The sequence below is a fragment of the Streptomyces sp. NPDC048277 genome, assembly GCF_040652235.1.
Taxonomy (GTDB): Bacteria; Actinomycetota; Actinomycetes; order Streptomycetales; family Streptomycetaceae; genus Streptomyces.
The window spans coordinates 1-24,160 of the sequence record NZ_JBEZLQ010000025.1 but is presented as its reverse complement, the minus strand read 5'-3'; the positions used below and the strand labels follow the sequence as shown (position 1 = coordinate 24,160).

Annotated in this window: 24 protein-coding genes and 2 pseudogenes; 10 read left to right on the top strand and 16 right to left on the bottom strand. The window is 71.2% G+C overall.

The window, feature by feature from the left end; genetic code table 11:
* Positions 1-22: 22 nt before the first annotated feature.
* From AB0D85_RS39360 to AB0D85_RS39350, 3 genes are read right to left on the bottom strand one after another with little or no spacing between them, the layout of a single operon-like run.
* Positions 23-628: a DJ-1/PfpI family protein gene (locus AB0D85_RS39360; protein ID WP_362331902.1), complete on the bottom strand. Its 606-nt coding sequence runs from the start codon at positions 626-628 to the stop codon at positions 23-25.
* A 5-nt stretch (positions 629-633) separates the two neighbouring features.
* Positions 634-2,310 (bottom strand): thiamine pyrophosphate-binding protein, encoded by a 1,677-nt coding sequence (locus AB0D85_RS39355; RefSeq protein WP_362331518.1) that lies wholly within the window; start codon positions 2,308-2,310, stop codon positions 634-636.
* A gap of 34 nt (positions 2,311-2,344) precedes the next feature.
* Positions 2,345-3,181, bottom strand: a complete 837-nt coding sequence (locus tag AB0D85_RS39350) for a type 1 glutamine amidotransferase domain-containing protein (RefSeq protein WP_362331515.1) — start codon at positions 3,179-3,181, stop codon at positions 2,345-2,347.
* Positions 3,182-3,539: 358 nt separating this feature from the next.
* Here AB0D85_RS39350 and AB0D85_RS39345 point away from each other — a divergent pair, with 358 nt between their 5' ends.
* From AB0D85_RS39345 to AB0D85_RS39320, 6 genes are read left to right on the top strand one after another with little or no spacing between them, the layout of a single operon-like run.
* Positions 3,540-3,953 carry a hypothetical protein gene (locus AB0D85_RS39345; protein WP_362331512.1) on the top strand — a complete coding sequence of 138 codons (414 nt, stop codon included), beginning with the start codon at positions 3,540-3,542 and terminating at the stop codon, positions 3,951-3,953.
* Between the two features lie 44 nt (positions 3,954-3,997).
* On the top strand, positions 3,998-5,632 hold the full coding sequence (locus tag AB0D85_RS39340; protein ID WP_362331509.1) for a GMC family oxidoreductase N-terminal domain-containing protein: 1,635 nt from the start codon (positions 3,998-4,000) through the stop codon (positions 5,630-5,632).
* A complete protein-coding gene (locus AB0D85_RS39335) occupies positions 5,619-6,455 on the top strand; it encodes an ester cyclase (RefSeq protein ID WP_362331506.1) in 837 nt (278 codons plus the stop codon). Before AB0D85_RS39340 ends, AB0D85_RS39335 begins: the two co-directional genes overlap by 14 nt.
* 31 nt (positions 6,456-6,486) lie before the next feature.
* A complete protein-coding gene (locus tag AB0D85_RS39330; RefSeq protein WP_362331503.1) occupies positions 6,487-6,858 on the top strand; it encodes a nuclear transport factor 2 family protein in 372 nt (123 codons plus the stop codon).
* A gap of 5 nt (positions 6,859-6,863) precedes the next feature.
* A complete protein-coding gene (locus AB0D85_RS39325; RefSeq protein WP_362331500.1) occupies positions 6,864-7,313 on the top strand; it encodes a VOC family protein in 450 nt (149 codons plus the stop codon).
* A 26-nt stretch (positions 7,314-7,339) separates the two neighbouring features.
* Positions 7,340-8,173 (top strand): SDR family NAD(P)-dependent oxidoreductase, encoded by an 834-nt coding sequence (locus AB0D85_RS39320; protein ID WP_362331497.1) that lies wholly within the window; start codon positions 7,340-7,342, stop codon positions 8,171-8,173.
* A 66-nt stretch (positions 8,174-8,239) separates the two neighbouring features.
* Here the strand turns inward: AB0D85_RS39320 and AB0D85_RS39315 are convergent, their stop codons facing one another.
* The 5 genes from AB0D85_RS39315 to AB0D85_RS39295 all read right to left on the bottom strand — a co-directional run bounded on the left by AB0D85_RS39315 (position 8,240) and on the right by AB0D85_RS39295 (position 14,022).
* Positions 8,240-9,895 (bottom strand): FAD-binding protein, encoded by a 1,656-nt coding sequence (locus AB0D85_RS39315; protein ID WP_362331493.1) that lies wholly within the window; start codon positions 9,893-9,895, stop codon positions 8,240-8,242.
* Between the two features lie 79 nt (positions 9,896-9,974).
* On the bottom strand, positions 9,975-10,349 hold the full coding sequence (locus AB0D85_RS39310) for a nuclear transport factor 2 family protein (RefSeq protein WP_362331490.1): 375 nt from the start codon (positions 10,347-10,349) through the stop codon (positions 9,975-9,977).
* 122 nt (positions 10,350-10,471) lie between these two features.
* The gene (locus AB0D85_RS39305) at positions 10,472-11,674 is read right to left on the bottom strand and encodes an MFS transporter (RefSeq protein WP_362331487.1); all 1,203 of its coding nucleotides are present in this window, start codon (positions 11,672-11,674) and stop codon (positions 10,472-10,474) included.
* Positions 11,675-11,816: 142 nt separating this feature from the next.
* Positions 11,817-12,986 carry a low temperature requirement protein A gene (locus AB0D85_RS39300; protein WP_362331484.1) on the bottom strand — a complete coding sequence of 390 codons (1,170 nt, stop codon included), beginning with the start codon at positions 12,984-12,986 and terminating at the stop codon, positions 11,817-11,819.
* Positions 12,987-13,176: 190 nt separating this feature from the next.
* Positions 13,177-14,022, bottom strand: coding sequence for a hypothetical protein (locus AB0D85_RS39295; protein ID WP_362331481.1), 846 nt, complete (start codon positions 14,020-14,022; stop codon positions 13,177-13,179).
* A gap of 74 nt (positions 14,023-14,096) precedes the next feature.
* On the opposite strand from AB0D85_RS39295, the gene AB0D85_RS39290 reads away from it, so the two are divergent.
* From AB0D85_RS39290 to AB0D85_RS39280, 3 genes are all read left to right on the top strand, one after another.
* Positions 14,097-14,885, top strand: a complete 789-nt coding sequence (locus tag AB0D85_RS39290; RefSeq protein ID WP_362331478.1) for an SDR family oxidoreductase — start codon at positions 14,097-14,099, stop codon at positions 14,883-14,885.
* A 219-nt stretch (positions 14,886-15,104) separates the two neighbouring features.
* Complete coding sequence (locus AB0D85_RS39285) at positions 15,105-16,667, top strand: sodium:solute symporter family protein (protein WP_362331475.1); 1,563 nt, start codon at positions 15,105-15,107, stop codon at positions 16,665-16,667.
* Between the two features lie 174 nt (positions 16,668-16,841).
* Positions 16,842-17,630, top strand: a complete 789-nt coding sequence (locus AB0D85_RS39280; RefSeq protein ID WP_362331472.1) for a hypothetical protein — start codon at positions 16,842-16,844, stop codon at positions 17,628-17,630.
* Between the two features lie 27 nt (positions 17,631-17,657).
* Here the strand turns inward: AB0D85_RS39280 and AB0D85_RS39275 are convergent, their stop codons facing one another.
* From AB0D85_RS39275 to AB0D85_RS39260, 4 genes and pseudogenes are all read right to left on the bottom strand, one after another.
* Positions 17,658-18,776, bottom strand: a complete 1,119-nt coding sequence (locus AB0D85_RS39275) for an ADP-ribosylglycohydrolase family protein (RefSeq protein ID WP_362331469.1) — start codon at positions 18,774-18,776, stop codon at positions 17,658-17,660.
* A gap of 395 nt (positions 18,777-19,171) precedes the next feature.
* The gene (locus tag AB0D85_RS39270) at positions 19,172-19,720 is read right to left on the bottom strand and encodes a DUF1062 domain-containing protein (protein ID WP_362331466.1); all 549 of its coding nucleotides are present in this window, start codon (positions 19,718-19,720) and stop codon (positions 19,172-19,174) included.
* 339 nt (positions 19,721-20,059) lie between these two features.
* Positions 20,060-20,521: pseudogene (locus tag AB0D85_RS39265) on the bottom strand (hypothetical protein); the annotation flags it as partial.
* Positions 20,522-20,697: 176 nt separating this feature from the next.
* The gene (locus AB0D85_RS39260) at positions 20,698-21,303 is read right to left on the bottom strand and encodes a lytic polysaccharide monooxygenase auxiliary activity family 9 protein (RefSeq protein WP_362331463.1); all 606 of its coding nucleotides are present in this window, start codon (positions 21,301-21,303) and stop codon (positions 20,698-20,700) included.
* Positions 21,304-21,400: 97 nt separating this feature from the next.
* Between AB0D85_RS39260 and AB0D85_RS39255 the strand changes: the two genes are divergently transcribed.
* Complete coding sequence (locus AB0D85_RS39255; RefSeq protein WP_362331460.1) at positions 21,401-21,901, top strand: DUF2165 domain-containing protein; 501 nt, start codon at positions 21,401-21,403, stop codon at positions 21,899-21,901.
* On the opposite strand, the pseudogene AB0D85_RS39250 reads toward AB0D85_RS39255, so the two are convergent.
* From AB0D85_RS39250 to AB0D85_RS39235, 4 genes and pseudogenes are all read right to left on the bottom strand, one after another.
* A pseudogene (locus AB0D85_RS39250) lies at positions 21,894-22,332 on the bottom strand (hypothetical protein). The gene AB0D85_RS39255 and the pseudogene AB0D85_RS39250 sit on opposite strands and share 8 nt — an antisense overlap.
* Positions 22,333-22,416: 84 nt before the next feature.
* Positions 22,417-22,545: a hypothetical protein gene (locus AB0D85_RS39245; protein ID WP_362331908.1), complete on the bottom strand. Its 129-nt coding sequence runs from the start codon at positions 22,543-22,545 to the stop codon at positions 22,417-22,419.
* Positions 22,546-22,654: 109 nt separating this feature from the next.
* The gene (locus AB0D85_RS39240; protein WP_362331899.1) at positions 22,655-22,960 is read right to left on the bottom strand and encodes a DUF6247 family protein; all 306 of its coding nucleotides are present in this window, start codon (positions 22,958-22,960) and stop codon (positions 22,655-22,657) included.
* Positions 22,961-23,014: 54 nt separating this feature from the next.
* Complete coding sequence (locus tag AB0D85_RS39235) at positions 23,015-23,827, bottom strand: helix-turn-helix domain-containing protein (RefSeq protein ID WP_362331457.1); 813 nt, start codon at positions 23,825-23,827, stop codon at positions 23,015-23,017.
* Positions 23,828-24,160 lie beyond the last annotated feature (333 nt).

The window sequence follows — 24,160 nt, the reverse complement described above, 5'->3', positions numbered from 1 at the left end:
TCCTCTCCCCGTTCGCGTGCCGTCAGTCGTTCCCGGCCGGGGCACCGGCCTGGGCGGGCTGACGGGCGGCGAGCAGGTCGATGATGGTGCGCGCGAAGACGTGGCAGTGGTTGCCGGTGCGGGCGGTGACCAGGTCGTCGTGGACGACGACGTCCTGGTCGACGTACTCGCCGCCCATGTTGCGCAGGTCGCCCAGCAGGTTGTTGTGGACCACCGCGCGCCGCCCGCGCACCATGCCGGGCACCGGCGCGACCAGCCACATGCCGTGGCAGATGATGCCCTTGACGATCGCCGGGTCGGCGAACGCGCGGCGCAGGAACTGCGTGGCGGGCGGCAGTTCGGCGGGGTCGTCGGTGTAGCGCAGCCGGTCGGAGACCATGCCGGAGGGGACGATGACCGCCGAGTACTCCTTGAGCGCGAACTCGTCGAGGTCCTCGAAGGACTCGCTGACGTCGAAGGGCATACGGTGCTCGTGCCCCTGGAAGGTCATCGTGTCGTTGCCCCAGAGCCGGGTCAGGAAGTGGACCTCGGCGCCCTCCTCGGGGAACCGGTAGCGGTAGTAGAGGATCTCGGGCTCGTAGAAGTCGCTCTCCATCAGGACGGCGATCTTGTGGCCGGACAGTCGCACGGCACTCACCCCTTTCCCTTGGCCGTCACGAGGTCGACGAGGAACGGCCCGTGGTGGGCGAGGGCCTGCGCCACCGCCTCCTCGGCCTGCCCGGGCTTCTCCACCCGTACGGCGGCCACGCCCAGGGAGCGGGCGAGGCCCACGAAGTCGATGGGCGGATGGGCCAGATCGAACATGCCGGGCTGCTCGTGGGCGGGTATGCCCTGCTCGCGCCAGTACTGCTCGATGTTGTCCTCCAGCAGCCGGTAGCTGCCGTTGTCGCAGATCACGAACTTGGTGGGCAGTCCGTAGCGGGCCGCCGTCCACAGCGCCTGGAAGGTGTACATGCTGCCGCCGTCGCCGGTGAAGCCGACCACCGTGCGGTCGGGGTGGGCGAGCTGGGCGCCGAGCGCGCCGGGGATGCCGACGCCCAGGGAGCCGCCCCGGGTCTGCATCCACTGGCCGGGCACGGTCGGCGGCAGGTGGCGGAAGAGTTCGGGGGACGCGGTCAGCGCCTCGTCGAACAGCAGGGCGTCGGCGGGGAGTTGGCGCGCGAGCTCCTTGGCGAAGGCCGTGGTGGGCAGGGCCTGGGACTCGTGGCCCGCCAGCTCCCGCTCCCGGGCGCCGGCCTCCGCGTCGGACCGCTCGGCGGCCCGTGTGCGCAGCCGTTCGGCCGCCGCGGCCAGCCGTTCCGCGCCCATCTCCTCGTGCAGCGCGTCGGCGAGCAGCCCGAGGGTGGCCCGCGGGTCGGCGACGATGCCGAGGTCGACGGGGAAGTTCTTGGCGATGGCGTCGGTGTCCAGGTCCACGTGGACGACCGGGGTGCCCTCGGCGAAGACGTCGTACAGCGCCGGGTACACCTCGGGCAGCGCATAGGTGCCGACGATCAGGACGGCGTCGGCGGCACCGGTGATCCGCCGGCTCTGTTCGCCGAACATGTGCCCCAACTGGCCCGCGTACGCCGGGTGCTGGACGGAGAGGTTGACCTCGGCCCAGTCGGCGCCGTACACCTCGGCGCCCCACACCTCGGCCAGCCTGGCCAGTTCGGCCTGGGCGCCCGCGAAGTGCACGCCGTCGCCGGCCACGACCAGCGGGCGCCGGGCCCCGGCGAGCAGGGCCGCGGCCCGCGTCACGGTGTCCGGGGCCGGCAGGCTGCGGGTGTCCGGATAGGAGACCGGGACGACCGGTTCCCGGGTGCCCGCGTCCATCACGTCGGCCGGCAGCACCACGAGGACCGGCCCGTAGGGCGGGGTCCCGGCCACCTTGAAGGCGCGGCGCAGCACGCGCAGCGTGGAGTCGGGGTCGAGGACCCGGGTCGCCCATTTGGTGACCGGCCGTGCCATGCCGACCAGGTCGGCCGCCATCTGGGCGTCCAGGTTGGCGTACCGCAGCCCGGCCTCGCCGACGAGGGTGACGATCGGGGCGTGGCCGCGCATGGCCTGGTAGAGCATGCCGATGCCGTTGCCGAGCCCGACTCCGGAGTGGAGCTGCAGGACCGCCGGGGTGCGGGTGGCGCGGGCGTAGCCGTCCGCCATGCCGACGGCCGTGGCCTCCTGCAGGGCCAGGACGTACTGGATCGAGGGGAAGGAGCGCAGTTCGTCGAGGAACCCCTGCTCGACCGTGCCGGGGTTGCCGAACATGTACCGGACCCCTTCGGCCTGCAGCTGCTCCAGGAGCGCGACGCGCGCGGGCCTGCTGTCCATGCTGGTCACCTCTCGTGGGTCGGACGTCGGGAGGTCAGGAGGTCCTGAACCCCCACTGACGCAGGCCCTGTTCGAGGACCTCGACGGTCTTCTGGCCGGTCAGGTAGGAGTCGGGGGTCGAACGGCCCGTGATGAACGGGTAGTCGACGATCACCGAGGTCTCCTTGCCGAAGTTGCCGTGGTAGGCGCCGCCGGGCGCGGTGGCGTCGCGCAGGATGTACTCCAGCGGGTACGGCGGCGGACCCATCACGAAGTCGGTGCCGAGGAACCCGGTGCCGTCCTTGTAGTCGTACTCGATGCAGTGCCCGGTGACGTGCTTGCCGCGGATGATGGAGGTCCGGGTCTCCTGGTCGCGGGCGAAGGCGAGGCAGGCGACGCCGTAGCACTCGGCGGCGATCGGCCGGTCCAGCTCGCGGAAGGCGAGGATCAGGTCGTGCACCCGCCAGTTGTTGGCGAGGTCGACGATGGGCCCGCTGCCGCCGACGATCAGCAGCGCGTCGTAGCGGTCGGCGATCTGCCTGCGGACCTGCTCCAGGCGGGTGTTGTAGGCCTCCCAGTCGCGCAGGAAGTACGGCCGGGAGCGGTAGGGCCGGTCGGGCAGCCAGGACGCGAGGTCCAGCGGGTTGTCCAGCCGGTCCGAGTCCTCGGCGGCCCGTACCTTCGCCGCCATCTCCGGGGTGGTGACGGACCGGCCGAGCGGCGGGTCGACGTACTCGGGGTCCATGCTCGGCGGCAGCGCGTGGGGCCGCTTGCCGGTGGGGGTGGCGAAGGTGAGGTGGTAGCCGGCCTGGTCGAAGGTCTCCAGGGGTCCGATCAACTCCTCGCCCCAGTAACCGTGTTCGGACAGCACGACGAGGATGCGCCTGCTCATGGGATCCCTCCCGTTCGGCGGGGACGGTGCCACGTGGGGACGGTGCCACGTGACGGTGCCAAGTGGCGGATTCCTGTCTACGACGGGGCACTTCGTCCGGACCATCGCGCCGCCCGGGGTCACGGCACATGCCCAAGTGGCCGAATGCACTACGGCATGTTGTGGCCAATGCCTTTCGAGGGGCGCACGACCGGGGAGCGCACCCGGCGCGGAAGCCGAGTTGCCCGAGCCTGAGCAGCGACTTCGCACAGTGCGCCCGGTGTCCGGGCGCGGGCCGCGCGAAGCGGCCGGGATGTGCGGTCATCGGACGCGTATCGCTCCCGGTTCCCGGGGGCGGGACCCCGATGAGGAGACATCCATGTCCACCGAACAGACCGGCTCCGACCGGGAGATCGAGGAGTTCGTGCAGCGCTGGTTCGGCCTGCTCAATGTGCACGCCCCGGTCGCGGAGCTGCTGCCGTTCGTCGCCGAGGAGGGCCTGGAGATGGCCTTCCCGGAGCGGACCCTGCACAGCCACGCGGACTTCCTCGACTGGTACGCGGCCGTCGGTGAGGCCTACAGCGAGCAGGACCACACCGTGGAGAAGCTCGTCCACCAGGAGGACGGACCGCGCATCGGCATCGACCTGACCGTCGTGTGGACCGCCAAGTCGACCGCCGACGGCACCGTGTCCTCGTTCCGGATCAACCAGCAGTGGCGGCTCGAACGCCCCGCCCCGGGCGCCGCCCCGGTGATCGTCGACTACCAGGTCGGCGAGCCGGCCGCCCTCTGACCCCGCCACTGTCTGTCACTGTCCGTCACTGTTTGGAGGCTGTCATGCCGACGAATGCGACTCCCCCGGTGCCACCGGCGGCCGACTACGTGGTGGTCGGCGCGGGTTCCGCCGGCTGCGCCGTGGCCGCCCGGCTCAGCGAGGACCCGTCCGTGACCGTGACGCTGCTGGAGGCCGGCGGCCCGGACGAACGCCCCGAGATCCACCGCGCCGACGCCGCCTCGGTCCTCTCCCTGCTCACCGCCGAGTGGCGCACCGAGATCGACTGGGGCTATGTCACCGAGCCCGAGGCGGGCATGGCGGGCCGCCGGGTCCCCGTGGCCCGCGGCAGGGTCCTCGGCGGATGCAGTTCCGTCAACGCCCTGATGTGGGTGCGCGGCAGCCGCCACGACTACGACCGCTGGGTCGCCGAGGGCGCGACCGGCTGGTCGTACGACGAGGTCCTGCCGTTCTTCAAACGCGCCGAGAGCTACTCCGGCGGCGGCTCCGAACTGCGCGGGGCCGACGGCCCGGTCCGTGTACGGCAGCTGGACCGCCCGTCCCCGCTGGCGTCCGCCTTCGTGGCGGCGGCCGGTGAACTCGGCCACGACGCCGAGAGCGACGGCGACTACAACGGCGCCCGGCAGGACGGCTTCGGCTTCCTGTACCAGACCAACCGCGACGACGCGGGGCAGCGGTGCAGCGCCGCCGACGCCTATCTGCGCCCCGCGCTCGGCCGCCCCAACCTGACCGTGCTGACCGGCGCCCGCACCACCCGGCTGCTGCTCGACGGAACCCGGGTCACCGGCGTCGAGTACGTCCGGGACGGCGCCCCCGAGCGGTTGCGGGCCGACCGCGAAGTCATCGTGTGCGCCGGCGCGTTCGAGTCGCCGAAGCTCCTGATGCTGTCCGGGATCGGACCGGCCGAGCACCTCAGGGCCCACGGCATCCACTGCGTACGCGACCTGCCCGGGGTGGGCGCCGGACTCCAGGACCACCTCTTCACCCCGGTCTGCTACCAGTCCCTCCAGGAGCACCCGCCCGGGGCGCTGCTGTCCGAGGCCGGACTGTTCACCCACACCCCGGCGGCGGACCCGGACGGGCCGCCCGACCTCCAGTTCACCTTCGGCCCGGTCAAGTTCCTGCCCGCCGGCGCGCCCGACGAGCAGTGGGCGGGCCCCGGCCTCACCTTCGCCCCGATCGCCGTGCTCCCGCACAGCCGGGGCCGGGTGCGGCTGCGCGACGCCGACCCCGCCTCCAACGCGGTGATCAGCGCCGGCTACCTCACCTCGGCGGCCGACCTCGACGTCCTGGTGCACGGCGTCCGGCTGGCCCGGGAACTCGCCGCCGCCCAGGCCCTCGACGCCTTCCGCGGTGACGAACTGGGCCCCGGCAAGGACGTGTCGGGCACCGAAGAGCTGCGCGCCTACGTCGCCGCGAACGCCACCACCCTGTGGCACCCGGCCGGCACCTGCCGGATGGGCACGGGACCGGACGCCGTGACCGACCCCGAGCTGCGCGTGCACGGCGTCGAGGGCCTCAGGGTCGCGGACGCCTCGGTCATGCCGTCCATCGTGGCCGGCAACACCCACGCACCCAGCGTCATGATCGGCGAGCGCGCGGCGGCGTTCGCCCTCGGCACCGACCGGCCGCTTCCGTCCGCCGCCCGAAACGAGGGGATGCAGCATGTCCACCCTTGACCAGACCCGTGGCCAGACCCGTGACCAGCAGGAGATCCAGAAGCTCTACCAGCGCTTCCTCGACGCCCTGAACGCCGGCGACATCGCGGCGGTCCGCGCCGTCCTCAGCCCCGACTTCACCGACCACCACCCCGGCTTCGACATCACCGGCATCGAGTCCTACCTGGAGGCGGTGCGCGGGGCCCACGAGACGCTCGACCTCAAGGGCGAGCTGGAGGAGGGGGCCCCGCTCGGCGACGACCGGATCGTCACCCGGGTCAAACTCACCGGCACCCACCTCGGCGAGGTGCTCGGCTTCCCGGCCACCGGCCGCAAGGTCGAGTGGTCCACCACCGAGATCTGGCGGGCCCAGGGCGGCCTGTTCACCGAGCGCTGGGCCCAGGACGACCTGCTCGGCCTGCGTCGGCAGGTCTCCTCGGACGACCTGAACTACACCGTCGTACGGCAGGTCAGCGACGCGGTCAACGAGCGCCGCTACGACGACCTGGACGAGTTGTTCGGGCCCACGTTCCGGGACAACAACCCGGCCTGGAGCGTCCAGAGCCTCGACGAGCTCAAGGTGATCATCAAGGGCGCGCACGACGCGCTGGACATGACCGTGCACCTCGACGCCCTGTACCCGGCCGCCCCGGACCGGGTGATCATGCACATCACCTTCCACGGCAGGCACATCGCGCCGTTCTTCGGCCAGGAGCCCACCGGCAAGGAGGTCTCCTGGACCAGCCTGGAGGTCTACCGCCTGGAGGAGGGCAAGGTCGTCGAGCGCTGGGTGCAGGCCGACACCACGGGCCTGATGCGCCAGCTCGGCGTGCCCCTCCCCTGATGCTCCCACCACCGCAGGAAAGGACGGGCGCATGAGCACCCGAGAAGTGGTCGACACGTACTACCGGCTCGCCAACGAGGGCGACTGGGACGCCTGGTGCGACCTGTTCGCCGTCGACCAGACCATGGACGAGCAGCTGGCCGGGCATGTCGAGGGACGCGAGACGCTCCGCGAGATGATGAAGGGCTTCCCGCAGATGTACGCCTCCTTCGCCAACGTCCCCCGCCTCGTGGTCGTGGACGGCGAACAGGCCGCGGTGGTCTCCGACATCACCGCCCGCACCCCGGACGGCATCGCGGTGGAGGCCGTGGTGTGCAACTACTTCCGCGTCCGGGGCGGCCTGATCACCTACATGACGAACGTCCACGACACCGTGCCGTTCGCCCCGGTCACCGGGAAGTGACGGCCATGACGACCGCCGCCGCCCAGGGCCTGCGCTGGTCGCACGTGGGCCTCAACTGCCGCGACCAGAAGGCCACCGAGGACTTCTACACCCGGTTCTTCGGCTTCCGCCGGGCCCGGGTGGTGGAGGCCGACGGCGTCCGCGTGGTGTTCCTGCGCAACGGCCCGGTGTACCTGGAGCTGTTCGCGACCGACGCGGACCCGCTCTTCCCGGCCGAGAAGGACGGTCCGGCCGCGCCCGGCACCGCCCGCCACCTGGCCTTCCAGGTCGACGACGTGGACGCGTTCCTCGCCGCCGCCCAGGGCGGGTTCGAGCCGACGCTCGGGCCGCTGACCTTCGACGAGTTCATCCCCGGCTGGAAGACGGTGTGGGTGTCCGACCCGGACGGCATCGTCGTGGAGGTCAGCCAGGGATACACCGACCAGTCCAGCGAAGAACTGGCACCGTACGCCTGACCCGCCTGACAGGAGAGTTCCCCACCATGAAGGCCGTCCCCGACCAGACCATTCTCATCACCGGCGCCACCGACGGCCTCGGCCGTGCGCTCGCCCGCAACCTCGCCGCGCAGGGAGCGTCGTTGATCCTGCACGGCCGCAGCGCGGCCAAGGGCGCGGACCTGCTGGCCGAGCTGCGCGCGGCCGGCGCCACCGGCCGGCTGAGCTACGAGCTGGCCGACTTCTCCTCCCTGGAGGACATCGGCAAGCTCGCCGAGCGCATCCTCACCACGTACGACCGGCTGGACGTGCTGCTGAACAACGCGGGCATCGGGGTCGAACTGGCCCGCCAGACCAGCCAGGACGGACTGGAACTCACCTTCCAGGTCGACTACCTGGCGGCCTACATCCTCAGCTGCCGGCTCGCCCCGCTGCTGGTGGCCTCGGCGCCGGCCCGCATCGTCAACGTCAGCTCCGCGGGCCAGGCACCGGTCAACTTCGCCGACGTGATGCTGGAGCGCCACTGGGACGGGGTGCAGGCCTACTGCCAGGCCAAGCTCGCCCAGATCGCCCTCACCTTCGACCTGGCCGAGCGGCTGCGCGGCACCGGGGTCACGGCCAACGCGCTGCACCCGGCGTCGTACATGCCGACCAAGATGGTGGTGAACCTGTTCACCCCGCAGAGCACGGTCGACGAGGGCATGCGCAACACGCTGCGGCTGATGACCGACCCCGCGCTGGACGAGGTGTCGGGCGTCTACTTCAACCGCTCCACCCGGTCCCGGGCCGGCGCCCAGGCGTACGACGAGACGGCCCGCGCCCGGCTGCGCGAGCTGAGCGAGTCGCTGACCGGGGTGACGTTCCCGGCCAGCTTCGGCTGATCCCGTCTGTGGCAGGGCCCCCGCCTCGGCGCAGCGAGGCGGGGGCTCGTCCGTGTCCGCGCGCGGTCAGCTCGCCGTCACGGACAGCCGGTGGCGGAAGACGTCGTTCGGGTCCCAGGCCGCCTTCACCGCGCGCAGCCGGGCGAGGTTGTCCTTGAAGTAGAGGCTCTGCCAGGGCACCCCCGAGGTGTTCCAGGCCGGGTCGGCGAGGTCGGTGTCCGGGTAGTTGATGTACGAGCCGTCGTTGGTGTCGTTCGGCACGGGCACCCCGCCGGTGTCCGCGTACAGGTCCCGGTAGAGGTCGCGCATCCAGGTGACATGCCGGTCGTCGTCCGCGGCGGCGGGCCAGTACGTCGTGAAGTTGGCCTTCAGGACCGAGTCCCGCTGGGCCAGCGCGGTGGCCGTGGCCGCGACGGTGTTGACCTTGCCGCCGTAGGAGTAGAGCAGGATACCGGCGTGCCCGTCGTAGGCGGCGTCGGAGAGGTAGCCGTAGAGCGTGGCCGCCTGGTCGGCGGACCAGCCCTTCCTGAGATAGGCGCCCTTGGACTTGGTCCGGTTGTACAGGCCGGTGTCGTAGGGGTCCTTGAGGGTGGTCTTCAGCCACGGCCAGGAGGAGCGGACCTCGGTGTACGGCACGCCGATGCCCCCGGCCACCGCCGTGACGTAGGCGTCCAGCAGCGCCGAGGCGTCCGCGAGAGTGCCGTCGATCTGGGAGTTGAGCACGACGGCGCCCTGGACGCGGTTGTACAGGATGAGCACGCTGTGCAGGCTGTCGTAGGCGGACCCGGCGACGCTGTTGCGGGCGTGCCAGCCGCCGTGGTCCGCGACGAGCGCGGTGAAGGCCGCCTCGGTCAGGTCGCTCCACTTGACGGTGACCGTCGACTTCAGGAGCGTCTTCGGGGGTCTGGGCAGCAGGTTCACGGGGTCGCTGCCGGTCGCGTCCGCCGACCGGAACCAGTACCGGGTGACGATGCCGAAGGTGCCGCCGCCCCCGCCGGTGTGGGCCCACCACAGCTCGCGGTGCGGGTCGTCCGGCTCCCGCGTCGCGACCACCGCGCGGGCGGTGCCGGACGCGTCGACGGTCACCACCTCGACGGCGTACAGATGGTCCACGACGGCGCCGTGCTGCCGGCACATGGCGCCGTAACCGCCGCCGCTGACATGCCCGCCGACCCCGACGGTCGGGCAGGTACCGCCCGGCAGGGCCACGCCCCACTCCAGATACAGCGTCCGGTAGACGTGCCCGAGCGTGGCACCGCCCTCCACCAGGAAGGCCCGGCGTACGGGGTCGTGGCGGACCGCGTCCATCTCGGACATGTCGACGAGTACCCGCACGTCCGGGTCGTCGACGAGCCCGTCGAGGCAGTGCCCGCCACCGCGCACGCCGATGCGCTTGCCCCCGTCCACCGCCTCCTGCACGACGGCCACCACCTGCTGGGTGCTGTGGACGAGCCGCACGGAGTCGGGGGCGGCGGTGAATCTCGCGTTGTAGCCGCGGGAGGTGAGGTCGAGATAGCGGGCGTCGGAGGGGGCGACGGTGACCGGGGCGGCGGCGGGTGTGGCGGCTGCCACCGGGTCGGCGGCGCGGGCGGGTTCCGGAAGAAGGGCCGCGCCCGCACCGGCGGCGGCCGCCGTGCCGAGCAGTGCGCGCCGGGTGAGACCGGCGGCGGGGCGTGAGTCTGGCTGCTGTCGCTTCACAGGTGTCTCCTGGTTCTCGGGCATTTCGGGGTCGGAAACGGCCGCCGCCCGGGAGGCTGGGAGCCTCCCGGGCGGCAGGGGGGGGAGCCGGCGGACGGGGCGGTCAGACGACCTCGTGTCCGCTGACGGTGGTCTCCGGGATCTCGTCGCGGACGTCCCAGTGCTCGACGATCAGTCCCTCGTCGATCCGGAAGACCTCCACGACGACCATCCCGCGGTCGTCGGGGTCGCCGCGGAAGCGGGTGTGCAGGAACACGAGGTCCCCCGAACCCGCCGCGCGCCGGACCTCGAACCGCGCCCGCGGGAACTGCTTGTGGAAGCCGTCGATGAACTCGACCAGCGGGGCCCGCCCGTCGGGCAGGTTCGGGTTGTGCTGGATGAGGTCCTCGGCCAGGTACTTGTCGGCCAGCTCGGTCCGCCCCTGGTTCCAGACGTTCTCGATGTACTCGCGCACGAAGTTCACCTGGTGGCTGCTCATGGGTTCTCCTTGACTGACGGGGGAATAGCGCCCCGTAAGGGGCGCGGGGCTGTATCGATGTGCGGCTACCGCCGCGTGGGCGCGACCAGCCACGACGGCGCCGCAGACAACTGACTGGACGCCTAGCTGGTACGCACGGGAGAGGTCACGGACCGGCCCGCACCGACCGCCGCCGCGGCAACCTGCCGGACCGAGGCCAGATGCGCCAGACCGGCGAGCACGAGCACGCCGAGCGCCGCGAACGGAATCGGCCCGGCGCCCAGCCCCGGCAGGAGCGAGCTGCCGACGAAACTGCCGAGGCTCATCCCCAGGTACAGCGCCGCGGCGTTCAGCGCGAGGATCAGACCGGGCTGCAGCGGCACCAGCTCCACCAGCCGGGCCTGCTGCGGCGCCTGGTACATCTGGCTGAAGAACGCCCAGAACGCGAAGAAGACGACCCCGGGCGCGGAGTGCGGGGCGACCAGCAGCAGGACGAACCCCAGCGCGAGGCCGAGCAGCGCGACGCTCACCGTGCGCCCGCCGCCCAGCCGCTCGGCGATCCGCGGAGCCAACGCGTTGCCCGCCACGCCGATGACGCCGAAGGCGAGCAGCGTCAGCGAGATCAGCCCGGAGGACGCGCCGAAGCGGTCCTTCAGATACGCGCCCGCGATGCCGTAGACGGTGAACTGGGCGGCCATGAACAGCAGGGTCGTGGTGACGGTCGCGGCCGTGGCGGGCGTGCGCATCGCCTCGCGGTACGCGGCGCCCGTCGGCGGCTCGCCGGCCGGGATCTCGGGGACGAACACCAGCACGGCCACGAAGGAGAGCGCCGACAGCGCGGCCACGCCGAGCAGGGCCGGCCGCCAGCCCAGCGTGCCGCCGAGGAACGAGGCCAGCGGCACCCCGAGCACCGCGGCGGCGGTCATGCCGCCGAACACCGTGGCCAGGGCCCGCTGCCGCCGCTCGGGCGGCACGATCAGCGCACCGGCCGCCGAGGCACCGGGCCCGAAGACGGCGGCTCCCATCGCGCCGAGCACCCGGGTGACCGTGAGGAAGCCGTAGCCGGGGGCGACGGCGCCGAGGGCCGCGCCGACGGTGAGCAGGCCGACACCGGCGAGCAGCACCCGCTTGCGGTTCCAGCGGCGGAGCAGGATGGGGGCCGTGGGCGCGCAGACCGCGAAGGTCAGCGCGAAGACGGTGACCAGGATGCCCACCGTGGCCGGCTGGACGTGCAGGTCGTCGCCGATCGGGCCGTTCAGACCGACGACCGCCAGCGAGATCGTCCCCAGGCTGAAGTACCCCAGTGACAGGGAGAGCAGGGCGGGTAAGGCGCTGCGGGACGGCATCAGGCCACCTCCTCTTCGTCTCCGGTGCCGGAAAGGCCCGTGCGGGAAAGTTCCATACAGCGAACCTAGGAACGCCCCGCGTCCCGCCGGGGCCGCCTCGGGAGGGCCTGCGGCACTGCCGGAGTTCCGTCGGCCTACTACGTCAGGTCGTCCCGAACCCGTTGTTGCGCAGCACCAGCGGGACCTGTCGACCGGAGCTGATCAGCCAGTGCTCCACCGCGTTGACCAGCAGGAGCAGCACGGTGGCGACGGCGAGCGTCGCGACGGCCGGCAGCGGCCACACCGGGAGCGCGAGGACGAGCAGGGCGAGCCCGGCGTAGAACCGGGTGGCGGACGCGGCGCCGAACATCCGGCGCCGGGTGTAGCAGAACGCCAGCATGAAGAGGGCGGCGCCGGACGGCAGCAGTGCGGCGCCCAGCCCGTGCGGGGTGTGCAGCGGGTACCGCACGGTGCGCGCGGCGCCGACGGAGACCAGCAACAGCCCCAGGACCAGGACGAGATGGCCGTAGCTGAGCACGTCGCGGACGACGACGGACGGGGTCGGATGGGTGCGCAGGGCGTGGGCGACCGCGGAGGCCACGAGGTGGAAGTAGAGCCACCACAGGGCGCAGCCGACCAGGAAGGCGAGGACGAGGGCGGTCAGTTCGGCCGGGGCGAGCGGGCCCCGGGCGGCCCCGGCGCCCACGGCGAAGACGTTCTCCCCGAGCGCGATCATGATGAACAGGCCGAAGCGCTCGGGCAGATGGTTGACGCCGAACGCCAACTGGCGCAGATGGCCGCTCAGCACGGCGGGCGCGGCGATCTCGGCGACCACGGCACAGGCCCAGCAGACCTCGCGCCACGGCGCCGGTACGGTCGCGCACGCGAACAGGACCAGGGCGAAGGCGAGCCCGGCCCGGTAGGGGTGGATGGTGTAGAGGGCGCACTCCCTGCGGATCGCCTCCCCGATCAGCAGGCGCAGGGCGAGATAGCTTCCGGAGTACAGCAGGGCCGCCTCCCGGTCGTCCAGGGCGAGGGGGGCGGCGACGGCCATGCCGTAGACGGCGAGCGCGGTCAGCAGCAGGAACACCCGCTGCAGATTGGTCTCGTGCACGGCGCTCATCGCCATGACGACATCCACCCAGGCCCACCAGAGCGGGACCAGCACGAGCAGGCATGCGCCGAGTACCGGCCAGCCGGGGTGTACGGCCAGCGGGTGGGCGACCTGGCCCACGCCGAACGCGAGAACCAGGTCGAAGAAGAGTTCGGCCCATGTAGTACGGTCACGCGCCGAAACGGCCGGAACGGTCGTCGCTGCGGTTGCGTCGGTCATCCTTGCATGGGACACGGCCCCCGCCCGCAACCGCCGGTAAGTGGAAAGGCGACGCGTACTACGCAAAGTCCCGCCGCGGGATGTACGACCTCGGCTGCAGCGCCCCGACAGGGGCGCGGGGAACTGCGCGACCAGCCACGACGCAGCCGCAGACGAAAACCGGCCCGTCACCGCCGCTGAAACCGCACCGCTACCGCGCCCGCAACTCGTCCACGTACCGGTCCGTCCCCGGCACCGTAGGAATGAACGGCGCGACGAACTCCACGCTGCCCAGCCCGGTCGCGGCCACCTCCGCGTCCAGCCCGGTGAAGTGCTCCTGCCAGACCTCACGGGGGTCGGTCTCCAAGAACCACAGCAGCGTCAGCCGCGTGTCGACGCCCTCGACCTGCTTCACGTACGTCATCCGGTCACCGGGGAGGGGGGTGGGCCGGAAGACGGTCACCATGGCGCTCGGGGAGGACGCCAGCTTCTTCGGCAGGTGCCGGGCCCGCAGCCACTCCAGCAACTCCGCGCGCTGCTCGGGCGACTCGCTGTCGACGACCTCGACGACCAGCCCCGCGTACGGGTGGTCGAGGGCGTGGTAGTCGCGCGGCCCGGCCGCCCCGTCCCGGTACACCGTGGCCTCGTGGTCCTGGAACGCCGTGAAGACGTGGGTCCGGTCCTGGTACACCCGCGCGTCCCGGTTCAGCCGCTTGTTGATGGCGACCGTCCACTTCATGTGGTCGGCGTAGCGGCCGTCGGTGACCCAGTAGACGGAGAGGTAGCAGCCGGCGCTGACGGGCTGGGCGACGGCCGACTTCTCGGGGTAGCGCAGGAGTTGGAGGTCGTGGGTGGCGACCCAGCGGCGGCCCGCGTACATCCAGGGCATGGCCATGGCGCCCGCGTAGTAGTGGTCGTCCTCGTACCAGCGGTTGTACGCGTACTCGTGCCCGGGGTGCGGCTCGACCATGGTGATGAGGGCGTGGCCGGGGCGGACGCCGTAGGGCCCGACGGCAGCGAGTTCGGCGTAGACGTCACTGCGGGTGTCGTCGCTCATGCGGTTCCCCTTTCCGGTGGTCGCCCATACTCTGACGCTCCGTCAGATAAAGCGCCAGAGCCGGGAGGTCATCGATGTCACTGCTCGCGGGCAAGACGGTCGTCGTCTCGGGGGTCGGCGCCGGGCTCGGGCACCAGGTCGCGGCGGCCGTCGTACGGGACGGGGGCAACGCCGTGCTCGGTGCGCGGACCGAGGCGAACCTCGCGAAGAGCGCGGCCGGGATCGATCCGGAGGGCGGCCGGACCGCGTACCGGGCCACCGACATCACCGACGAGGGGCAGTGCGAGGCGCTGGCGGCGCTGGCGCGGGAGCGCTTCGGGGGCATCGACGCGGTGGTGCATGTCGCCGCCTGGGACTCCTACTTCGGCGGGGTCGAGGACGCGGACTTCGCGACCTGGGCGTCGGTGATCGACGTGAACCTGCTGGGGACGCTGCGGATGACCCGGGCGTGCCTGCCGGGACTGAAGGCCGCGGGGGGCGGTTCGGTCGTCTTCATCGGGACGCAGTCGGCGGTCGCCGCGCCCTCACAGGTGAGGCAGGCCGCGTACGGCGCCTCGAAGGGGGCGCTGACCAGCGCGATGTACTCGCTGGCGCGGGAGCTGGGACCGCACCGGATCCGGGTCAACACCGTGCTGCCGGGCTGGATGTGGGGGCCGCCGGTGCAGGCGTACGTGCAGTTCACGGCACACACGGAGGGCGTGCCGGAGGACGAGGTGCTGGGGCGGCTGACCGGGCGCATGGCGCTGCCGGACCTGGCGACGGACGGGGACGTGGCGGACGCGGCGGTGTTCCTGGCGTCGGACCGGGCGCGGGCCATCACGGGGCAGTCGCTGCTGGTCAACGCGGGGGAGCTGATGCGCTGACCCGTCGGATCCAGCCATTCCAGTCGTTCACGTACATAAATCAAGGTCAGCAAGGCGAACGATTTTACCGCCCCTTGACCATACGTCGGCTTGTCGTGCCCTCGTAAACGAACCCACGATGAGCGGGCACTTCGCGGCCTTCCCCGTCCTCGCTCCGCTTATGCGAAGTGCCAGCCAGCTGAGCGGAGTTCACAAGGCGGACCCTGGAAAGGGGGGCGCATGAACGGGCTCGACTGGACCGTGCTCATCGGCTACTTCGGTGTGATGGTCGCGATCGGCATCTGGTCGCACAAGCAGGTGGGCAACGTCAGTGACTTCTTCACCGCCGGCGGCAAGATGCCCTGGTGGCTGTCCGGCATCTCGCACCACATGTCGGGCTACAGCGCGGTCCTGTTCACGGGGTACGCGGGCATCGCCTACACGTACGGCGTGACGTCGTTCGTCACCTGGTCCTTCCCCATCGCGCTGGGCGTCGCGATCGGCTCGAAGCTGTTCGCCCCGCGCATCAACCGCCTCCGCTCCCGCCTCCATGTGGCGTCCCCGCTCGAATACCTGAAGAACCGCTACGACCTGAAGACCCAGCAGGCCCTCGCCTGGTCCGGCATGCTGCTGAAGATCGTGGACGTGGCCGCGAAGTGGGCGGCGATCGCCACCCTCCTGTCCGTCTTCACCGGCATCACGCTGAACCAGGGCATCCTCATCACCGGCGCGATCACCGCCGTCTACTGCACGATCGGCGGCCTGTGGGCGGACGCGCTGACCGAACTGGGGCAGTTCGTCATCCAGTTGCTGGCCGGTATCTCGATGTTCGTGGCCGTCGTCCTGAAGCTGAACGACAAGGGCATCGGCTTCTTCGACGCCTGGAACCAGCCCGCCCTGCACGGCCACGGCAAGGGACTGACCGGCCCGTACGGCACGGTCTTCCTGCTCGCGTTCCTCTTCATCAAGCTCTTCGAGTACAACGGCGGCATGCTCAACCAGGCCCAGCGCTACATGGCGACGGGCAGCCCGAAGGAGGCCGAGCGCGGCGCCCGCCTCTCCGCGGCCCTCTGGCTCGTCTGGCCGGTGGTCCTCTTCTTCCCCATGTGGATGTCCCCCCTCCTGGTCCACGCCCAGAAGCCGGACGGCTCCGACTCCTACGGCCTGATGACCGAACAGCTGCTGCCGCACGGCCTGTTGGGCCTCGTCATCGTCGGCTTCTTCTCGCACACGATGGCCATGTGCTCCTCCGACGCCAACGCGATCGCGGCGGTGTTCACCCGGGACGCGGCGCCCGTACTGTCCCGCCGGGCCCGGGAGTGGAACCAGCGCTCCGGCCTGGTCGCGGCCCGTGTCACCACGGTCGTCTTCCTCGGCCTGTCCATGGCGGTGGCCACCCAGGTCAACTCCCCCACCTTCAAGGACATCATCACCGTGGTCATCAAGTGGGTGGCCGGTCTGATGGGCCCGATCGCCATCCCGATGATGCTGGGTCTGCTCCGCCCGTTCCGCCGCTCCGGCCCGACCGCCGCGCTCACCAGCTGGTCCATGGGCCTGCTGGCGTTCTGGCTGGTCAACTACCCGATCAACTGGAACGTCGACGGCGGCGTCCCGCTCCAGTACCAGGTCTCGGTCCCGCTGGCGGTCTCGCTGATCCTCTACATCCTCATCGGCTACCTGAAGCCGGAGGACACCCCGGAACGCCTGGCGATCATCGAGACCGTGAACACGGACGGCGACAGCGCGGCGGTGACGGTACCGGTGCCGGCACAGGCCCCGGCGGCAACGCCGGTCCAGGACTGACACGAAGAGAGCAGCCGTTCGGTCCACCATTCGGTCCACCATCATGATTAATCAGCACATATCACTGGTGCGTCGTGATGGTTCCGGTACGGCGTGTCCTTACCGTGGCGTGCGCCACGCAGGCCCGGCCCCGGTGCCCGTCCTGCCCATGTAAGGACCACGAAAGGAGCGAGCGTGAAAGCTTGCTTCGGGGTGAAACGGAAAGCGGCGCTCGCGGTCACGGCACTTCTCGCGATCGCCGCCTCGGCCGTCCCGGCATCGGCCTCCACCGTCTCCGACAACAAATGGGTACGTTCCGACCACTGGGGCGTCATCACCCGCAACACGATCGGCTCTCCCGTCGCCGCCCTGCGGACCGGCCCGTTCGGCTCGTTCGGCGTACAGGGCCCCACCGCGAGGCCGCCCTTCGGACGCGGCAGCCTCGGCATCGAGGTGGCGGACAAGTCCACCTCCCTCAGCCCGCCGAGCGAGGCCGTCCACTTCGGCAACGAGGTCGACTTCTTCGGTGCCCCGGTGCTGGCGCTGCGCCAGGTCGGTTTCCACGTCTTCCAGACCGGCGAGAACGTCGCCTACGGGGGCTCGGCGGTCAACATGCCGAACATCAGGTTCGAGATCAATCCGAACCTCACCGGGAACCCGAGCGCCTACTCCTCGATGGTGTGGAACCCGCCCCAGTCCCCGGTGGTGAACCAGTGGAGTCCCTACCTGGACGCCACCACGACCGGCTCGTGGTACCTCACGGGCTCCGCGGGCACCTCGACCGGCTGCAACCTGACCACGCAGTGCACCTTCCAGAATCTGCTGGCCGCGCTCAACGACGGCGGCGCGCAGCCGGTCATCTACACCGCCGGGGTGAGCAAGGGGCGCGACTTCATGTGGATCGGGGCCGTCGACGGCCTGCGGATCAACAGCATCGTCTACGACTTCGAACCCGACGTGGTCAGGGCCCGTCGCGCCACCTGAGCGGGACACCCGTCGGCGCCGGGGCGCTCACGCACTCCGCGGGTACCGGACCAGCCAACCCGGAGCCGCGCCCGCCGGGTTGTGCAGGGCCGGCCCCTGGGTCATCTCCATCGCGAAGTCGTCGGCCAGCTCCAGGATCGTGGGACGGCCCTCCAGTTCGGCCACCCAGGCCGGCGGGAGGGCCGTCTCGCCGTGCAGGGCGCCGAGCAGGCCACCCGTGAGGACCCCGGCGACGGCGGACGGACCGGCCTGGTTCACGGCCAGGCACAACCCGTGCCGTACGTCCTCGCCGACCAGCGCGCAGTAGACGGCGGCGGCGAGCGCCCCGTCCGCGGCCCCGTCCCCGGTCAGCTCCTCCACCCGGGCCGGGGAGGGCATGCCCTGCCGTACGGCGCCGAGCGCGTGCTGCAACGCGTCGGAGACGGGCTGGTGCCCCGGCCGGGCGGCGAGCAGGGCCAGCGCGCGCTGCACCGCCCCGTCGAGCGAGTCGCCTCTCGCCAGTCCGTGCACGATCACCGCGTACGCGCCCGCCGACAGACACGAGGTCGGATGCCCGTGCGTCTGCGCCGCGCACTCCACGGCGAGCTGTACGACGAGCTGCGGATCCCACCCCACGAGCAGCCCGAACGGCGCGGACCGCGCGACGGCCTCCGGCCCCAGGTCGTCCGGGTTCTTCGGCGACTCCAGGGTCCCCATCTTCTCGTCACCGAGCCCGATGAGCAGCGCCCGCGTCGGCTCTCTCCTCGCGTACAGCCACTCCTCCCTGGCCAGCCACCCGTCGTCCTTCCGCCGCTCGTCCGGCCCCCAGTCCCGCTGGGTGGCCGCCCACCGCAGATAGGCCCGGTGCACGTCGGTCGGCGGATGCCAGGCCCCCGTGTCCCTCCGCACCTGGGCCCTTATCAACCCGTCCACGGTGAAGAGGGTGAGCTGCGTGTGATGGGTCACGGTGCCGCGCCGCCCGTACCCGAACCCGAGATCGACCAGCCCCTCGGGCCCGTACGCCGCCCGGATCTCCTCCAGCGTCAGCCCGTCGACCGGCCCGCCGAGGGCGTCCCCGACGGCGCCGCCGAGCAGCGTGCCCCGCACCCTGCTCCGGAAGTCCTGCTGCTCCGCACGACCCCAGACGGCACCCGATGTCGCACTCACCATGACCTCCTTACGGGCACCGTCCGTACGTACGACAGCTCAGCACTGTAATCGACCGGGAACGGTCCGTTCAGGGCCCAGTTAGGTATGCGAAGTGTGGGTTGTGTGCTCCCGGGTGACCGCTTTTCGGCCAGGTCGGGGGCGGGTGAGGGGTCTGTCACACAGGGAGCAAGGGACCGACCCCACCCATTCCGGCCTCCGCCTCGGCTGTCTCCCGGATCCCCCGGATCTCGGCAATGGCGGCCGTCGGATCCTGCTCCCCCTCGTCCACAAGCCGCTCGAGCTCGTGCAGGCGTGCGGCACGCTCCGGGCGGCGTTGAATCGCCAGAAAAACCGTGGCTCGACGACGCCGACCGCTTCGCGACGACCGTCGCAGCGTTCCTGGGCTGAGGGGTTCAGCGCTTGAGCGTGAAGGTGAAGTCGTCGGAGAGCCTGTCGGTCAGCCGGACCGCCGAAACGAGCTTGCCCGCCGTGATCAGTCGCTCGACCTCGGCCCGCGAGAGACCGCAGCCGTCCGCGATCAGCCGCACCGGCCGGACGGGGATCCGGGCGGCGAAGCGGACCGAGACGTCGATCACCTCGTGGTCCAGGTGATCCGGTCCGCCGGTGTCGAGGCGCCAGGCGCCGCTCCAGTCGAGAGCGATGCGATTACGGCGCCGCACGACCGGATCCTGGAGCAACTCGGCTGCCAGGCCCGGGTCGTTGTCGTGCATCCGGTCCAGCAGTTCGGGCCGTACGGCGCGCACGTTCATCCGCTCCAGGACCGTGAGCTTCGCCGTGTCCCCGCAAGCCGTGCAGAGGACGAGGAGCCAGGCGTCGAGGAGCTTGTGGTTCGCGTTGACACGGAACTTACCGTTCGCCCGGAAGCGCCCGGAGGCGCATGCGTGGCAGCGGCGAAGAACGGTCGGCAGGCAGGTGGGCATGACCACCCAGTTGGTGAGCACAGAAGTACACCGGTCTCAGTGAGAAGTCCGCAGCAAGAAGAAGCGCGGCGCGGATGCGCGACGCGCGACAGATCAGCTCTCGGGAGGTCTCACACGGTGTACAACGGCACGTCCTTGCCTGGGCGACTCGGCTCGGCAGCACGGTAACGGCGCGCAGCGGCGCCGCTCCACCGGTTTTCCGAGTCGCCGGATCCCCCGGCGGACCCTAGGCCCCGCGCCGCACCCGGTCCCGTACCGCCAGTGCCCACCCGAAGTCGGGGGCCAGCTCGACGGCTCGGTCGAGGTCGGTCAAAGCCTCCTCGTGCCGGCCCAGTTCGTGGAGAGCCGCGCCCCGGCCGGCGAGGCGGCGAAGGCCCCGGCCACGGGGACCATCCCGAGGCCGACCTGGGCTGCGCGGGCCACCGCCAGGCTTCCCGCGGAAGGCCGTTCCGGCTCGGGTCCGGCCGCCGTCAGCGCGGCCTCCGCCTCGTGCCGCCGTTCCCGGTGCAGGGCCAGCTGCCGCTCCAGCTCCCTGAACTTGCGTCCCTGCGCCGCGAATTGACGTGTCATCGCCGTCATCGCCTCGGGCACACTCCCCGCGCCCTCGTCGACGAACGTGGTCAGCGCCCCGGCCTCCCGGGCGATCTGCTCCAACTCCCGCACCAGGAAGGTCTTTCCGACGCCCGCGTTGCCGTGCACATGGAAGCGGAAGCGGTGCCTCTCGTCCTCGGGCATCAGCTCGAAGTTCCGCCGGAACACGGCGCGTTCGTCCACCCGCCCCACGAACCCGGCCCTCCTGCGCCGGGCGATCAGCTCCTGCATCGACGGCCGCGTCGACCCCACCCTCACCACCCCCGTAGCCGGTTCACGGTGAGTCTGGCAGAGCACCTGGCGTCTCGGCAGCCGTCACCCGGCGGGACGGCGCGGACCTCCGGACCGGCACCGGCCCGCCGCGACAGGGCGGCGGGCCGTCACGTCCGGTCGGCCTGCGGCCGCCGTCACGTGAAGTTGGCGTCGATCACCTGGTAGAAGGCGTGGCCGGTGTCGGCGACCTCCCATACGGCGAGGATCACGTGATAGCCCTTGCGCTGCGGCAGCCTGATCGTGTGCCCGTCGAGGTTCGGATCGTCGTGGGCCTCCGGCATCTCCCAGTACACCGTGTCCCCGTACGGCTTGTGCACCGCGAACGGCGTGGCCTCGAACTGCCGGCGGGAGAGCGGGGCCTGCGGATCCCAGTCGGGCTTCGTGACGAAGTAGTTGTACCGGCGCGTCCGGTGCTTCATCGTGTAGCCCCACGCGACCGGGATCTCGGCGCCGGACCGCAGGTCCACCTTGGGCCAGTCCCGCACCTCGTCGAGGACGGCGGCCTCCGGCTCATGGCCGCCGCTCGCGATCCGCCCGTCCGGCGGCGGGGTCTTGGGGCCGCTGACGACGTCGGTCGGAACCTCCGGATCGGACAGCCCCTTCTCCGTCGCCGGGAAGAACTTGCCGGCCTCCAGGCCCGTGAACGGCCACCCGCCGTCGAAGTGCAGATACGCGCGCGACGGGGGGTTCGACGTCCCTCCATGGGCGGGAGTTGCACCGTTCTGCTGCATTTCGTTCATCTGATCCTCCTTCGAACGGATTTACTCCAGTAACCCATCGAGACCGGGGCCCGCGGAAACGGGCGTACACCGAACAGGTGACGGGAAGGACGGTGTCATGTCCACCTCCCACGCGCCTCGTGCGCTTTCGCTCGCCGCTGCCGTGCTGACCGGCACGGTCGCTCTCTACATCGCCCTCGTCGCCCTCGGGAACATCACCGACTTCGGCACCAACCAGGCCTTCGTCCAGCATGTCCTGGCCATGGACACCACGTTCAAGGACGACGACCTGATGTGGCGGGCCATCACGGACAAGGGGCTCGAGAACACCGCCTACGTCGCCATCATCGCGTGGGAGACGGTCGCCGCGCTCGTGCTCGTCGCCGGGACCTGGTTCTGGGTACGGCGCGACAACGGCCGCGCGCGGCGCGTCTCCACCTACGGTCTGCTGATGCTGGTGCTGCTCTTCGGCGCCGGGTTCATCGCCATCGGCGGCGAGTGGTTCGCGATGTGGCAGTCGAAGACCTGGAACGGACTCGACGCCGCGACCCGGGTACTGGTGCTGACCGGGGTCGCGCTGGTCGTCGTACAGCTGCCGGAGCGCTCCCCGGCTACTTGACGACCGTCACCTTGGTGTCCGGCTCCGTGCCGAACGTCCACAGGGCCGCCCCGTCCGCCTGGTGCATGCGGATGCCGCTGGTCTGCTTGCCGGCGGCCGGTGGCGGGGAGGAGCCGTCGACCGCGTTGGAGAAGGCGACCGACAGGCCCGACTTCGAGGCGAAGTAGAGGATGTGCTCGATCTGGACGCCGTCCGAGCCCGTCGTGGACGCGCGGGTATGGGAGATCACGTAGGTGCCGGGGTCGGGACTCACCGTCCCCGGCCACACCGTGAAGGTGCGACTCGCCTCGCCGGTCGCGCCGACCAGCCACACCCGCTTGTCACCGAGCGCGTAGCCCCTTGTCCGCCTGTACGGCGAGGAAGACGACGGCCACCGTCGCCCCCGCCGTCAGACCGGTGACCGTGACCCAGGAGGGCAGTAGGGCAGCCACGGGTACGCATCTCCTCCGCCATGAGGCCCCCTGCACAGACAACAGAGGTCGGATCATCGCACCGGGCCCCCGTCCATCGACCGCTCAGTCCAGCACCGGCAGCAGCTCCGGCAGATGCCCGTCGGACGCCTCCGCCGCCAGCCGCCGCTCCTCCGGCACCTCGCCGTACAGCGTCGTACGGGGCTTCGCCGGCCGCCCCGCCGCTCCTGCCACGGCGACCAGGCCAGTTCGGCCGCCAAGCGCTCTACCTCGGCCACCGCTCCGAGCGGCAGGCCGTCCGTGACGTACTCGGCGCTTGGGTTGTAGTCCCGGGCCCAGTCCGTCACAGCCCGGCCTCCGCCTCGGCTGTCTCCCGGATCCCCCGGATCTCGGCAACGGCGGCCGTCGGATCCTGCTCCCCCTCGTCCACAAGCCGCTCCAGCTCGTGCAGGCGTGCGGCACGCTCCGGGCGGCGTTGAATCGCCACAAAAACGGCCCATGAGTGCACGAAGGCTCGCAGCGGCGCAAGACTCTGCGTCTGCTGCGCGTTCGTCGTGGCCTCGAAGAGGTGCTGAGTGAGGGCCGGGATCCGACTCGGGGCGATCCGCGCGACCGCCGCCCGCAGGCCGTCCGGGGTGAGCTCGGGCATGGGGATCAGCGGTTCGATCGGACCGTCGGTGCTCACTTCTCGCCCCCCTCTCTCCTAGGCGACCGCGCCGACCGCACGGCAGTCGCGGCACCGCCCCGGTTCGGGTGCGCGGAACGCGCGTTCGCAGCCGTCGCAGGTCTGGAGCGGATCCGGGCGGGTCGGCGCGGAAGCGTCACGCGGAGTCGGAGCCGGGGCCGGCAGATGCGGGGGCAGGTGGCTGGTGAGGCGATGGGCCAGGAAGGCCGCCGGGTGTTTGATCGGGTCCTGCGGCAGGTCGGACGTGAGCACGCGTACGACGGCTGTGGGCGGCACGCCACGTTCCAGCCACGCCGAGACGGCCGGTGTCAGCCGGTGGATGTCCCGCTCGCCGAGGAGCAGACGGGAGTCGTACGCACGGAGCCCGGCGAGCAGGTCGGGGGCCTTGCGCGGGGCCCGGGGCGCCGTCGGCGGGACGGGGGCCTTCGGCTGCGCGGGGGCAGCGGGCTCAGGGGCTCGGGCGGCCTCGACCACCGCGTGCCGCGACCGGTTGTACGAGAACGTCCGGGTCACCACCTGGCCCGAGGGAAGACGCTCCTTGACGCGCCGGTAGAACCCGTACCGCTCCAGCTCGCGCAGGGCGGCGGCGATCCTGATCTCGCCCTCGCGCAGCCTCGCCGCCAGCGCCTTGATGCCGACCGGGGTGCCCTTGGGAAGCGACTGGACGATGCACGAGATGCCGACGGCCAGTGCGGACAACTCCGGATGCTGGAGCAACTCATTGCTGATCACGGTGAAGTTGCCGTCGAGGCGTTCCTTCACATGGGTGACACCGGACTGGGAATGCCGGGTCTTGGCGGCCGCGGGCGCGCTAGGGTGCTGAACAGTCATGGGGAAGGCTCTATCTCTTCCTTGATGATCAGGCCCTCGCAGTGGGATGGCAGTCCCGGCGAGGGCCGAAGTATTTCCGGGCTCGTTGCGGCTGACCCTGCACCACAACTCCCCCTCCACGCCACTTGAGTTCGGCATATTCACCCCGGCGAGTAATCGACGGGGACGGTAGGGGAGGGTTCGGTTCTTTCCCCGGTTCTTTGGTCTTTTGCGTCGGGAAAGTCCGGGTCACGGGCCCCCAGGGCTTCGGCGTAGTCGCGTGACGTCCGGTTCGTGATCATCCGAGGCCGAGGAGTGCGAGGGGGCGGCGAGGGTCGCGGGCGTTGTGGCGGA